The sequence below is a fragment of the Pseudomonas helmanticensis genome (assembly GCF_900182985.1).
Classification (GTDB): domain Bacteria; phylum Pseudomonadota; class Gammaproteobacteria; order Pseudomonadales; family Pseudomonadaceae; genus Aquipseudomonas; species Aquipseudomonas helmanticensis.
Genome location: NZ_FXUY01000001.1, coordinates 674,267 through 688,470 on the forward strand (window position 1 = coordinate 674,267; position 14,204 = coordinate 688,470).

Below are 14,204 nucleotides of genomic sequence, written 5' to 3' on the forward strand. Positions count from 1 at the left end.
AGCACACCCTTGAGGCTGAAAGGATTTTGTCTAACCGGCGCTTTCGCCCATAATCGTCCTTTTCGCGTTTTCGATTGTCCGCAGAGGTCCCATGGAGCAATTTCGTAATATCGGCATCATCGGTCGCCTGGGCAGTTCCCAGGTGCTGGATACCGTCCGCCGACTGAAACGGTTTCTGCTCGATCGTCACCTGCATGTGATCCTCGAAGACACCATCGCCGAAGTCCTGCCGGGCCACGGCCTGCAAACCTCGTCGCGCAAGATGCTCGGCGAAGTCTGTGACATGGTCATTGTCGTCGGCGGTGACGGCAGCCTGCTCGGCGCTGCGCGAGCGCTGGCCAAACACAATATTCCGGTGCTGGGCATCAACCGTGGCAGCCTCGGTTTTCTGACAGACATTCGCCCGGACGAGCTGGAAGTCGAAGTCGCCAAGGTGCTCGACGGCCACTATCTGGTGGAAAACCGCTTCCTGCTGCAAGCCGAAGTTCGCCGCCACGCTGAGGCCATCGGCCAGGGCGATGCGCTCAACGACGTGGTCCTGCACCCCGGCAAATCGACACGAATGATCGAGTTCGAGCTGTACATCGACGGCCAGTTCGTCTGCAGCCAGAAGGCCGACGGCCTGATCGTCGCGACCCCGACCGGTTCCACCGCGTACGCGCTGTCTGCCGGCGGGCCGATCATGCATCCCAAGCTCGATGCCATTGTGATCGTGCCGATGTACCCCCATATGTTGTCCAGTAGGCCAATTGTGGTCGATGGCAACAGTGAGCTGAAAATCGTCGTGTCGAAAAACATGCAGATTTACCCGCAAGTCTCCTGTGACGGGCAGAACCATTTCACCTGCGCGCCGGGCGACACCATCACCGTCAGCAAGAAAGCCCAGAAGCTGCGACTGATTCACCCGCTCGACCACAACTATTACGAAGTCTGCCGCACCAAGCTCGGCTGGGGCAGCAAGCTGGGCGGTGGAGGCGACTGATGCTCGATCCCGCGCGCAGTTATGACCTGATTGGTGACGTGCACGGATGCGCCCTGACCCTCGAACACTTGCTTGACCGACTCGGTTATCACAAGCAGGGCGGGGTCTGGCGGCATCCATCGCGCATGGCCGTGTTCGTCGGCGACATCATCGACCGTGGCCCGCGCATCCGCGAGGCGCTGCACATCGTCCACGACATGGTCGAGGCCGGTCAGGCCTTGTGCATCATGGGCAACCACGAATTCAACGCCCTCGGTTGGAGCACGCCAGCACTACCGGGCAGCGGCAAGCAGTTCGTCCGTGAACACACGCCGCGTCATGCGCGCCTGCTGCATGAAACCCTGACCCAGTTCGAAGACCATCCTGGCGACTGGCACGATTTCCAGCGCTGGTTCTATGAGCTGCCGCTGTTTGTCGATGCCGGACGCTTCCGCGTCGTGCATGCCTGTTGGGATGCCGGCTTGATCGAACCGTTGCGCGCGCAATTTGCGAATGGCTGCATTGACGAACACTTTCTTCAGGCGTCCGCCGTGCCCGGCAGTTTCGCCTGCACCGTGTTCGATCGTCTGTTGCGCGGCACCGACATGCGCCTGCCGGATGGTTTGACCATGACCAGCGGCGATGGCCTGGTGCGCTCGTTCTTCCGCACCAAGTTCTGGGAAGACGACCCGAAAACCTACGGCGATATCGTCTTCCAGCCTGATGCACTGCCGGAACCGGTGGCGCAGAAGCCGCTGACCTCCAGCGAAAAAAACAATCTGCTGCGCTACGGCGTCGACGAACCCTTGTTGTTCGTCGGCCACTACTGGCGCAGCGGCAAACCGTCGCCGATCCGCCCGAACCTCGCGTGCCTGGATTACAGCGCGGTGCTCTACGGCAAACTCGTCGCCTATCGTCTGGATCAGGAAACACGTCTGGATCCGCATAAATTTGTCTGGGTCGATGTCGAGCGGCCGGAGGTGCTGCAATGAGTGCGGTAGCGGTATTGCGTCTGCCATTGGCGGTGGACTTGAGCGGTTTCGTCAAACTGCTGCAACGCATGCAGGTCCCGCATCGGGTCAGCGAAGAGGCCGGCGAACAGGTGTTGTGGGCGCCGGCGGAGATCAGCGAGGACGTGCGCTCCCTGTACGAACGCTTCCCCGCGGGCGACCCCGACCAGCAAATGGACATCCCCGTCGCACCAACCTTCAAGCGCCCGAGCTTCGCCGAACAGCTGAAACACGCCAAGGCCACCGGGTTCATTTTGCTGCTGTGCCTGATCGTTGGCGGCCTGACTTACCTCGGTGAAAACCTGCAAACCTTGCGCTGGCTGACCTTCCTCGATTTCCAGGTGGTCGGCGAGTACATCCATTTCACGCCATTGGCCGACAGCCTGGCGGCGGGGCAGTGGTGGCGTCTGGTCACGCCGATGCTGATTCACTTCGGCATCCTGCATCTGGCCATGAACGGCATGTGGTACTGGGAGCTGGGCCGGCGCATCGAGTCGCGTCAGGGCAGCATCAACCTGATCGGCCTGACGCTGTTGTTCAGCCTGGTGTCGAACTACGCGCAGTTTGCATGGAGCGGCGCGACCTTGTTCGGTGGTCTGTCCGGCGTACTTTACGGTTTGCTCGGGCATTGCTGGATCTTCCAGCTGCTGGCACCGAACCCGGCCTATCGCCTGCCGCGCGGCGTGCTGGTGATGATGCTGGTGTGGTTGCTGGTGTGCATGTCCGGGCTGATCTCGATGATCGGTTTCGGCGAAATCGCCAACGCCGCCCACGTCGGCGGGTTACTCATCGGATGCTTCACCGGTTTGTTGGGCGGTTTGTATAACCGCCGTAAACTGGCCGCCTGACATTTTTCAGTAGATAAAGAGCACGGAGACCCTGATGTCCTCTTTTAACGACATGATCAACAACATTACCCCGGACATCTACGAGAGCCTGAAACTGGCTGTCGAAATCGGCAAATGGTCCGACGGTGGCAAACTCACCGCCGAGCAGCGCGAGCTGTCGTTGCAGGCGATGATCGCCTGGGAAATCCAGAACCTGCCTGAAGACCAGCGCACCGGTTACATGGGCCCGCAGGAATGTGCATCGAAGTCGATCGAAGTGCCGAACATCCTGTTCAAGTCGGATGCCATCCATTGATCGAGATTGGCCGTGGTGCAATCAGCAAAATGTCGGCGCGCCTGGACGGGCCGAACGTGCAATACGCGTTTCGTCTGGATGACGTCGAGGTGCCGGTCAACCCGTTGATCGGCACCACGGTGCGTCTGGAATACCTCGGGGCGATCCACTGCACCCATTGCGGGCGCAAGACCAAAACCAGTTTCAGTCAGGGTTATTGCTACCCGTGCATGACCAAACTGGCGCAGTGCGACCTGTGCATCATGAGCCCGGAGCGCTGCCACTTTGATGCCGGCACTTGCCGCGATCCGCTGTGGGGCGAGCAGTTCTGCATGACCGACCACGTGGTTTACCTGGCCAATTCGTCGGGGATCAAGGTTGGCATCACCCGTGCTACGCAATTGCCGACGCGTTGGCTCGATCAGGGCGCCAGTCAGGCGTTGCCGATCGTGCGCGTGGCCACGCGGCAGCAGTCGGGTTTCGTCGAAGACCTGTTCCGCAGCCAGGTAGCAGACAAGACCAACTGGCGCGCATTGCTCAAGGGCGATGCCGTGGCGGTGGATCTTGCGCAGGTGCGCGAGCAGTTGTTCGACAGCTGCGCCGAAGGCTTGCTCGGTTTGCAGGAGCGATTCGGCCTACAGGCAATTCAGAAAATTACCGATGTAGAACCGCTGGAGATCCGCTATCCAGTCGAGCAATACCCGGCCAAGATTGTCAGCTTCAACCTGGACAAGAACCCGATTGCCGAAGGCACGCTGTTGGGGATCAAGGGCCAGTACCTGATCTTCGACACCGGCGTGATCAACATTCGTAAATACACGGCTTACCAGCTCGCCGTGCATCAATAAGGACTTCAGCATGCGCACCGAACAACCGAAGATGATTTACCTGAAGGACTATCAGGCGCCCGAGTACCTGATCGACGAAACACACCTGACCTTCGAGTTGTTCGAGGATCACAGCCTGGTGCACGCGCAGCTGGTGATGCGCCGCAACCCGGCGCGTGGCCCGGGCCTGCCGCCGCTGGTACTCGATGGCCAGCAGCTGGAATTGCTCTCGGTGACCCTGGCCGATAAAGAGCTTGATGCCGCTGATTATCAATTGTCCGAGAACCACCTGACCCTGCAGCCGACCGACGCAACCTTCACGGTCGACACCAGCGTCAAGATCCACCCGGAAACCAATACCGCGCTGGAAGGCCTTTACAAATCCGGCACGATGTTCTGCACCCAGTGCGAGGCCGAAGGTTTCCGCAAGATCACCTATTACCTCGACCGCCCGGACGTGATGAGCAAGTTCACCACCACCGTGGTCGCCGAACAGCACAGCTATCCGGTGTTGCTCTCCAACGGCAACCCGATTGCCTCGGGCCCGGGCGAAGACGGCCGGCACTGGGCGACGTGGGAAGATCCGTTCATGAAACCGGCGTACCTGTTTGCACTGGTGGCCGGTGATTTGTGGTGCGTTGAAGACACCTTCACCACCATGACTGAACGCAACGTCGCGCTGCGCATTTACGTCGAGCCGGAAAACATCGACAAGTGCCAGCACGCGATGACCAGCCTGAAGAAGTCGATGCGCTGGGACGAAGAGGTCTACGGTCGCGAGTACGATCTGGACATCTTCATGATCGTCGCCGTGAATGACTTCAACATGGGCGCGATGGAGAACAAGGGCCTCAACATCTTCAACTCCAGCGCCGTGCTCGCTCGCGCCGAAACCGCGACCGACGCCGCGCACCAGCGTGTCGAGGCGATCGTCGCTCACGAATACTTCCACAACTGGTCGGGCAACCGCGTGACCTGCCGCGACTGGTTCCAGTTGTCGCTGAAGGAAGGCTTCACGGTGTTCCGTGACTCCGGCTTCTCCGCCGACATGAACTCGGCCACGGTCAAGCGCATTCAGGACGTGGCTTATCTGCGTACCCACCAGTTCGCCGAAGATGCCGGGCCGATGGCCCACGCCGTGCGCCCGGACAGCTTCATCGAGATTTCCAACTTCTACACCCTGACCGTGTATGAGAAGGGCTCGGAAGTTGTTGGCATGATCCACACCTTGCTCGGCGCCGAAGGCTTCCGTAAGGGCAGCGATCTGTACTTCGAACGCCACGATGGTCAGGCAGTGACTTGCGATGACTTCATCAAGGCCATGGAAGATGCTAACGGCGTCGACCTGACCCAGTTCAAGCGCTGGTACAGTCAGGCCGGTACACCGCGTCTGGCGGTGAGCGAGTCTTACGACGCGGCCGCGAAAACCTATAGCCTGACCTTCCGCCAGAGCTGCCCGGAAACCCCGGACAAAGTTGAAAAACTGCCGTTCGTGATCCCGGTCGAACTCGGCCTGCTCGACAGCAAAGGCAACGAAATTGCCCTGCGTCTGGCTGGCGAAGCGTCGGCGCAAGGTACCACCCGCGTGATTTCGGTGACCGAAGCCGAGCAGACCTTCACTTTCGTCGACGTCGCTGAACAGCCGCTGCCATCGTTGCTGCGCGGCTTCTCGGCGCCGGTGAAACTGAGCTTCCCGTACAACCGCGATCAGTTGATGTTCCTGATGCAGCACGACAGCGACGGTTTCAACCGCTGGGATGCCGGGCAGCAACTGTCGGTACAAGTCCTGCAAGAACTGATCGGCCAGCAGCAGAAGGGCGAGAGTCTGAAGCTTGACCCGCGTCTGGTATCGGCGCTGCGCACGGTGCTGTCGGATGAGTCGCTGGATCAGGCAATGGTCGCGGAAATGCTTTCGCTGCCAGGTGAGGCGTACCTCACCGAAATCAGCGAAGTGGCTGACGTCGATGCGATCCATATCGCCCGTGAGTTCGCCCGCAAGCAACTGGCCGAAGGCTTGTTCGAGGCGCTGTGGCTGCGTTATCAGGCCAACCGTGACCTGTCGAAGAAAACCCCGTACGTCGCCGAAGCCGAGCATTTCGCCCGTCGCGCGCTGCAGAACATTGCGCTGTCGTACCTGATGCTCAGCGGCAAGCCGGAAGTGCTGGCCGCGGCGCTGGAGCAGTTCGAAGCGGCCGACAACATGACCGAGCGCCTGACTGCGCTGGCGGTGTTGGTCAATTCGCCATTCGAAGAGCAGAAGGCGGCGGCGCTGGCGAGTTTCGCCGAACACTTCAAGGACAATCCGCTGGTCATGGATCAATGGTTCAGCGTGCAGGCTGGCAGCACTTTGCCCGGCGGTCTGGAACGCGTGAAAGCGTTGATGCAGCACCCGGCGTTCAACATCAAGAATCCGAACAAGGTGCGTGCGCTGGTCGGCGCGTTTGCCGGGCAGAACCTGATCAACTTCCACGCGGCAGATGGCTCCGGCTATCGCTTCCTCGCGGATCTGGTGATCGAGCTGAACGGCTTCAACCCGCAGATCGCTTCGCGCCAACTGGCGCCGCTGACGCGCTGGCGCAAATACGACAGCGCCCGTCAGGCGTTGATGAAGGCTGAGCTGGAGCGGATTCGGGCGTCGGGGCAGTTATCGAGTGATGTGTATGAGGTGGTGAGCAAGAGCCTGGCTTGATGGTGTGTTGAAGTCGGTGTTCCAGCTGTGGACCCGCCCTCACCCTAACCCTCTCCCAGTGGGAGAGGGGACTGACCGGGGTGGATGTTCGAGTTACACCGACCTGAAAGTCCGGAGTCGAACTCAGGTTTTGAACAGCACGAAGATCGGCTCCCTTTCCCCCTCGCCCCCTGGGGGAGAGGGCTGGGGTGAGGGGGTAAGATGTAAGCCTCACTACAAAGCCCAAGCCATATACATAAAAAACGCCGCATTAATCAATGCGGCGTTTTTTATTGACTAAAAGTTACTTCAGGTCGAAACGGTCCAGGTTGGTGACCTTCGTCCACGCAGCAACGAAGTCCTTAACAAACTGCTCCTTGGCATCCGCACTGGCATACACCTCGGCCAACGCCCTCAACTGCGCGTTGGAACCAAACACCAGATCAACCCGCGTCGCCGTCCACTTCACGCTGCCGGTTTTACGGTCGCGCCCCTCGAACTCATCCGCATCCCTCGAAGTTGGCTTCCACTCCACGCCCATGTCCAGAAGGTTGGTGAAGAAGTCATTGGTCAGCGCTTCAGTTTGCGAGGTGAACACGCCATGGCGGGTTTGCCCGACATTGGTGTTCAACACCCGCAAGCCACCCAGCAACACGGTCATCTCCGGCGCGGTGAGCGTCAGCAGTTGCGCCTTGTCGATCAACAGTGCTTCGGCCGAAACGGTGTATTTGCCTTTGCTGTAGTTGCGGAAACCATCGGCAATCGGTTCGAGGAAGCCAAAGGAATCAACGTCGGTTTGCTCTTGCGAGGCGTCCGTACGGCCCGGTGTGAACGGTACTGACACGGAATGGCCAGCGTTTTTCGCCGCCTGTTCGACTCCGGCATTACCTGCCAGCACGATCAGATCCGCCAACGAGACTTGCTTGCCGGCGGCGGCGCCATTGAACTCGTTCTGAACCCCCTCGAGCGTTTGCAGGACCTTGGCCAATTGTTCCGGCTGATTGGCTTGCCAGGAACGCTGTGGCTCCAGGCGCAGACGACCACCGTTGGCGCCACCGCGTTTGTCCGAACCACGGAACGTTGAAACCGCCGCCCACGCGGTCGAGACCAATTGCGCTACCGACAATCCAGAGGCGAGGATTTTGCTTTTCAGTGCTGCAGCGTCGTTGTTGTCGATCAGTGCATGCGTGACCTGGGGAATCGGGTCTTGCCACAGCAATTCTTCGTTGGGCAGTTCCGGGCCGAGGTAGCGCGACAACGGGCCCATGTCACGGTGAATGAGTTTGTACCAGGCGCGGGCAAAGGCATCGGCCAGTTGATCCGGATTAGCCAGGAAGCGCCGCGAAATCTGCTCGTACGCCGGATCGAAACGCAGCGCCAGGTCAGAGGTCAGCATGGTTGGCGACAGTTTCTTGCTCGGGTCGTGGGCGTGGGGGACGGTGCCGGCACCGCCGCCATTTTTCGGTATCCACTGATGCGCGCCGGCCGGGCTTTTGCTCAGCTCCCACTCGAAACCGAAGAGGTTTTCCAGGTAGTTGTTGCTCCAGCGGGTGGGCGTTGTAGTCCAGGTCACTTCGAGGCCGCTGGTGATGGTGTCGCCACCCTTGCCGGTACCAAAGGCGTTGCGCCAGCCCAGACCCTGTTCTTCAAGTCCGGCAGCTTCCGGCTCAGGCCCGACGTTGTCGGCGGGGCCGGCGCCGTGGGTTTTACCGAAGGCGTGGCCGCCTGCGATCAGGGCCACGGTTTCTTCATCGTTCATGGCCATGCGGCCGAAGGTTTCGCGGATATCCAGCGCCGAGGCCACGGGATCCGGATTGCCTTCCGGGCCTTCAGGATTCACATAGATCAGGCCCATCTGCACCGCCGCGAGCGGGTTTTCCAGATTGCGTTCGCCCTGATCGGTGCGGCTTTCTTCCTTGCCGTGCAGATCCGGTTCAGCGACCAACGTGCCGTCGCCGGGTTCCTGCATGGCGGACTTGTCTTTGCCGTAGCGGCTGTCACCGCCCAGCCATTCATGTTCCGAACCCCAATAGACATCTTCGTCCGGCTCCCACACATCCGGCCGGCCGCCAGAGAAACCGAAAGTCTTGAAGCCCATCGATTCCAGCGCGACGTTTCCGGTGAGGACAATCAGGTCGGCCCAGGAAATGTTGCGACCGTATTTCTGTTTGATCGGCCACAGGAGACGGCGGGCCTTGTCGAGGCTGACGTTGTCCGGCCAGCTGTTTAGCGGAGCAAACCGTTGCTGGCCGGAACCGGCGCCACCGCGGCCGTCCGCGGTTCGATAGGTGCCGGCGCTGTGCCAGGCCATGCGGATGAAGAGGGGGCCGTAGTGGCCGAAGTCTGCTGGCCACCAGTCCTGAGAATCGGTCATCAACGCCGTGAGGTCTTGTTTCAGCGCTTGAAAATCGAGGCTTTTGAAGGCTTTGGCGTAGTCGAAATCCTTGCCCAGCGGATCGGACTTGGGCGAATGCTGGCTGAGGATTTTCAGGTTGAGTTGATTCGGCCACCAGTCACGGTTCGTCGTACCACCACCGGCGGCGTGGTTGAACGGGCATTTCGATTCGTTTGCCATGTTCGGGTCCTTATCAGGTCTGCTACGGCCGGCTCGTGCCGACTTCGGACTAGTAAGGCTAGACCCGACTTGGAGATGCAGCTAATAGGCCGACTATTGGGCGCCGATAGGTAAAGTCTTTTAGCGCTTTCACCGTGCGGTGCGGGTCTCGCCGCAGAACCGATGCCAGCCCGAAAGCCACGTCCTTGAGCAGCTGTTGTGATGAGTGAAGGAAGAAACGGGATGACAGAAAGAAATGTTATTGTATAACATTAAATCGGTTTCATTTTGTTTCTGCCGCCGTTATCTGCAAGCGCTGGCAGCGATCTTCACTTTTCAGCTCATGGAAGTTCTGCAATGCCTGCCCGTTCCCACCCCCTGCAACGACGCCTGAATCCGTTGGCCGCCGCGCTGCTTTTTGCCGCGCCGGTGTTCGCCGCCGACGCCCTCGAACTGCAACCCCAAGTCATCACCGGCAATCCGCTCGGCAGCCAGACACTCGCCTCGCCCTCAACCGTGCTGAGCGGCGACGAGCTGACGTTTCAGCAAAAGGGCAGCCTCGGCGAAACCCTGAACAAGCAACCCGGCGTGTCGTCATCGTATTTCGGCCCGGGCGCGAGCCGGCCGATCATTCGCGGGCAGGACGGTGACCGCATTCGTATTCTGCGTAACGGTGTCGGCGCACTGGACGCGTCATCGCTGTCTTACGATCACGCCGTGCCACTCGACCCGGTCAACGTCGAGCGCATTGAAATCGTGCGCGGCCCGGCAGCCTTGCTGTATGGCGGCAGCGCCATCGGCGGGGTGGTCAACACCTTTGATAATCGCATTCCGACCGAGGCCATCGACGGTATCCACGGTGCCGGCGAATTGCGTTATGGCGGTGCCGACACCACGCGCAGCAGCGCAGGCAAACTTGAGGCCGGCAACGGCGAATTCGCTTTGCACCTGGACGCCAGCGCCCGCGAATTCAATGATCTGAAGATCCCCGGATATGCGAAAACCGCTCGCGAACGTACAGACGACGACGGCGATTCGAAAAAACATCGCCTGGCCAACAGCGATGGGCGTCAGGACGGCGGTGCGGTGGGTGGCTCCTACACCTGGGATGATGGTTATGCCGGGCTGTCCTACAGCAATTACGATTCGAATTACGGCTCGCCGGCCGAAGACGATGTGCGTATTCGCATGCAACAGGAGCATTACGCTTTCGCGTCCGAGATGCGCAATCTCGACGGGCCGTTCAGCTCGATCAAGCTGGATGCCGGTTACACCGATTACCAGCACCGCGAAATCGAAGGCGGCGAGGTCGGCACGACGTTCAAGAACAAGGGCTACGAGGCGCGAATCGAGGCGCGGCACCAGCCGTTGGGGCCGTTCAATGGAGTGATCGGCGCGCAGGTCAGCCGCAACGAATTCTCGGCACTGGGCGAAGAAGCGTTTGTGCCGCAGACCGATACCGACGCCGGTGCACTGTTCATTCTTGAAGAGCTGCGAGCCACCGATCGATTGCTGTTCACCCTCGGCGGACGTCTGGAACACACCACGGTCGATCCCGACGCCAAAGGCAACGAACGGTTCGCCAACGCTGAGCGCTCCAGCAGTTTCACCGCCGGCAGTCTTTCCTCCGGTGCGGTGTACACGCTGACGCCAATCTGGTCGGTAGCGGCGACGCTGGGCTACACCGAACGCGCACCAACCTTCTACGAGCTGTACGCCAACGGTGCCCACGTCGCGACCGGCACCTATGAGGTCGGTGATGCCGGACTGTCGAAAGAAAAAGCCGTGTCCAGCGACCTCGCGCTGCGATTCGACAACGGCACGCACAAGGGCAGCTTCGGCGTGTTCTACAGCCATTTCTCCAATTACATCGGCTTGCTCGGCACCGGCCGCACGTTGAATGACGAAGGTGAGGAGGACGCCAACGGCATCCCTGAATACACCTACTCCGGCGTACGTGCACGCTTCAGCGGTATCGAAGCGCAGGATCGCTGGACGCTTGGCGAAAATGCCTACGGCAAGTTTGCCCTGGAGCTGTCCGGCGACTACACCCGTGCCAAGAACCTCGACACCGGCGAAGACTTGCCACGCATCGCGCCGTTGCGCTTGAACAGCGGGTTGTTGTGGGAACTGGACAAATGGCAGGCGCGGATCGATGTCGAGCACGCCAGTTCACAACATCGCGTGCCGGCCAATGAAAGCAGCACCGATGGCTACACCACGCTGGGTGCCAATCTCGGTTATCACTTCGACGTCGGCCAGAGCAAATGGCTGGCCTTCGTCAATGCCGAGAACCTGACCAATCAAACCGTGCGTTACGCCAGTTCGATCCTGCGCGACATTGCGCCGGCAGAAGGACGCAGCATTCAGGTCGGGTTGCGCACAACGTTCTGACCACCATCCCTGTAGGAGCTGCCACAGGCTGCGATCTGTTGATGTTGTTTTTAGAAAGACAAGATCAACAGATCGCAGCCTGCGGCAGCTCCTACAGGTGGATGATCAGGTGGATGATCAGATGGGTGATCAAGTGGATTGCGTGGTGTCGTCGTCCGGCACGTCGTCGAGCATGTCCTCTTGCCCCGGCAGTTCAGTGATCACGCTGAAGTCCGTGACCTCGACGGCGCCCAAGCCATAACCCAGCAAATGAAAGGAAAACGCTTTGCGCTCTTGCGGGTTGTCGAAGCTGAAATTCATTTGCAGCGGCTGGTCGGCAGTTGCCACCATTTCTGCTGGCAGACCGATCTGCACGTCCTGTTCAAACTCCTTGGCCTTGAGTTGAATGTACGCCGCCTGCTGCGGATCAACCGAACGCACGGTCAGGCGCACGCGGGTGTGCGAGCCCTTGGGCATTTCCAGATACTGCGCGCCAATCAGGTTGTCGGCCCAGTCATCCTTGATCTGCGCTTGCAGCGGGATGACGTTGGTGCTGCCGAACTGATAGCGATGATTGAGCGGCGTGCGCAGCAACGACAGGTCCAGCGCGTTGGCGCGAGCGGCAATCTGCCGGGCGGGGTGACCGCTGTAGGTGCCTTTGTACGTGGCGTTTTCGGCGATGAAGCCGGCGCTTTGGTAATAACGACAGCGGCGCGGCATGTCGCATTCGGAAAAGATTCCCTGGCCATTGTGGTAGCGCAGTTTGCCGTTGGTGAACGACATGATCTCGCGCCCGGTATCGTAATCGCGGAATAACGAACGACCGCTCAGCGCGGAAGGCACCGGCAGGTCGAAATAATCGAGGATCGAAGTGCTCAGATCGACGTGGCCATACACGCCTTTGTTCAGCCGTGGCAGCTGTTCGTGCTCCGGCGCCAGCGTCAGATTGAACCCCCACGACGAGGCCAGTCGCACGCCGTCGATGCCGTGGGATTCATCCGAAGTGATCACCACCAGCGTGTCTTTCAACACGCCTTGGCGTTCCAGCCCGCTGAGGAACTGCTCCAGCGCATCGTCGAGATAACCGACGGCGGCTTGCTTGGGCGTTTCATAGCGCTGCAGATAGTCTTCCGGTGCGGAGTAGGGCTGGTGAGTGCCGACGGTCAACAGCGTCAGCATCCACGGTTGTTTTTGCTTCTTCAGTTGGCCGACATAATCCAGCGCACCCTCGAAAAACGCCTTGTCATCCTTGCCCCAGGGGAATTCCAGATAGTTGCTGTTGGTGAACCATTCCAGGCCATGGGTCGCATCGAAACCAATGTGCGGCATGATCTTGTCTTTGGCCATGAAGCGCAGGCCGGCACCTTGCAGGTAGTGCGTGCTGAAGCCGTGTTCGCGCAGTTGCGCCGGCAGACAAGCCTGATTGCGTTCGTTAAGGGTCAGCATCTCCACACCTTTCGGCGTGCCGTTGTTGAGCTTGTCGTAATCGCCGCAGAGCATCGCGTACAGACCGCGAATGGTCTGGTGTGTGTGCAGCACGTAATCCGGAGTGTTCATGCCGCGCTCGGCCCAGCGGCTGAGGTTGGGCATCAGGTCTTCCTGATAATGGCTGCCGATGGCTTCGCGGTTGGCGCGGATGTAGGCACCGGGAATGCCTTCCAGGGCGATGATCAAGACGTTGCGCGCCTGACCCGGCGCGGCCAGCAGTTTTTGCCCGTTGAGATCGACGTCAGTCAGCCCGGCAATGGCCGGCGCCGGTTCTTCGACATCGCCGTCCAGCCATTCCTCGGCGCGGATCTGCAGGTCCGCGACCTCGCTGGCCATCAGTTGATGCGGCAGGTTGTAGGCACGCCATGGATCAGCCTCGCTCGGCCACAGGTTCTGCATTGCCCAATGTGCGGCGAACAGCACCAGCGGCGCGCTCCAGACCACGCGGGGCAGGGCTGGGCGCGATGTACCACGTGCAGTGAATTGCGTCAGCAGCCAGAACAGCAGCGCCAGCAGCAGGGTGATGGCCAACGCCGGATGCGCGAGGCCACCGCCGGTGGAGTTTTCGACGAATTGCGGGTCGATCAGGTAATGAATGTCCGAAGGTGTCGGCAAGCGGCCGACGGCGCTGACCAGTTCGGCAGTCGCCACTGCCAGCAGGCCGCAGAACAGCAGCAGCGGCAGCGCCAGCCACCACGCCCGGCGATGCAACAGCACGACCAGCAGGCTGCCGATGGCCAGATCCGACAGATAACCCAACGGGGTCGACCAGCCCAGCGCCGCGCGCAGGCACAGCGGCACGATCAGCGTGAGAAAGATCAGCGAAAAGAGGCGGGCAGAGGGCTGCCGTAACCGGTTAAAAAGAGCGCTCACAAAAAAAGACCTTCCAGCCATTAAAACGTCATAAAAGTGTGCGCGATGATACCAAGGGTGGGCTGTCTGATCGCTCTTTTAAACGCTCAACTGATGCGCCGACGTAGCGGCTTCCGACACCGATGAAATACCTGTAACCCCGGCCAGCCCTCGCGTCGCCGGGTAATCAGCGATATTGCCGACGGCGGATTTATTGTTTCAGGCTGTTTAGCCGGCACCGGATCCCTGTAGGAGCTGCGGCACGCTGCGATCTTTTGATCCTGATTTTTTAAAAAACACGATCAAAAGATCGCAGCCTCGTTGCACTCGTCAGCGCCTACAGGGGATT

At 60.1% G+C, this 14,204-nt stretch carries 9 protein-coding genes; 7 read left to right on the forward strand and 2 right to left on the reverse strand.

Features of this window, described 5'->3' with window-relative positions; all coding sequences use genetic code 11:
* Window positions 1–91 precede the first annotated feature (91 nt).
* Genes QOL84_RS03320 through pepN form a run of 6 tightly spaced genes read left to right on the forward strand, consistent with a single transcriptional unit; the run spans window position 92 to window position 6,609 of the window.
* On the forward strand, window positions 92–982 hold the full coding sequence (locus QOL84_RS03320; RefSeq protein WP_003224174.1) for an NAD(+) kinase: 891 nt from the start codon (window positions 92–94) through the stop codon (window positions 980–982).
* Entirely contained in the window at window positions 982–1,953 is a 972-nt protein-coding gene (locus QOL84_RS03325; RefSeq protein WP_283436158.1) for a metallophosphoesterase, read from the forward strand. Before QOL84_RS03320 ends, QOL84_RS03325 begins: the two co-directional genes overlap by 1 nt.
* Complete coding sequence (locus tag QOL84_RS03330) at window positions 1,950–2,819, forward strand: rhomboid family intramembrane serine protease (RefSeq protein ID WP_283436159.1); 870 nt, start codon at window positions 1,950–1,952, stop codon at window positions 2,817–2,819. The genes QOL84_RS03325 and QOL84_RS03330 overlap by 4 nt, the downstream gene beginning before the upstream one ends.
* Before the next feature lie 34 nt (window positions 2,820–2,853).
* Window positions 2,854–3,114, forward strand: a complete 261-nt coding sequence (locus tag QOL84_RS03335; RefSeq protein WP_007919229.1) for a YeaC family protein — start codon at window positions 2,854–2,856, stop codon at window positions 3,112–3,114.
* Window positions 3,111–3,941: a DUF2797 domain-containing protein gene (locus QOL84_RS03340; RefSeq protein WP_283436160.1), complete on the forward strand. Its 831-nt coding sequence runs from the start codon at window positions 3,111–3,113 to the stop codon at window positions 3,939–3,941. Before QOL84_RS03335 ends, QOL84_RS03340 begins: the two co-directional genes overlap by 4 nt.
* Before the next feature lie 10 nt (window positions 3,942–3,951).
* A complete protein-coding gene (gene pepN, locus QOL84_RS03345; protein WP_283436161.1) occupies window positions 3,952–6,609 on the forward strand; it encodes an aminopeptidase N in 2,658 nt (885 codons plus the stop codon).
* Between the two features lie 283 nt (window positions 6,610–6,892).
* Here pepN and katG read toward each other — a convergent pair whose 3' ends face one another.
* On the reverse strand, window positions 6,893–9,163 hold the full coding sequence (gene katG / locus QOL84_RS03350) for a catalase/peroxidase HPI (protein WP_283436162.1): 2,271 nt from the start codon (window positions 9,161–9,163) through the stop codon (window positions 6,893–6,895).
* A 336-nt stretch (window positions 9,164–9,499) separates the two neighbouring features.
* On the opposite strand from katG, the gene QOL84_RS03355 reads away from it, so the two are divergent.
* On the forward strand, window positions 9,500–11,536 hold the full coding sequence (locus QOL84_RS03355) for a TonB-dependent receptor (protein WP_283436163.1): 2,037 nt from the start codon (window positions 9,500–9,502) through the stop codon (window positions 11,534–11,536).
* Window positions 11,537–11,665: 129 nt separating this feature from the next.
* Here QOL84_RS03355 and QOL84_RS03360 read toward each other — a convergent pair whose 3' ends face one another.
* Window positions 11,666–13,876 (reverse strand): LTA synthase family protein, encoded by a 2,211-nt coding sequence (locus QOL84_RS03360; RefSeq protein ID WP_283436164.1) that lies wholly within the window; start codon window positions 13,874–13,876, stop codon window positions 11,666–11,668.
* Window positions 13,877–14,204 lie beyond the last annotated feature (328 nt).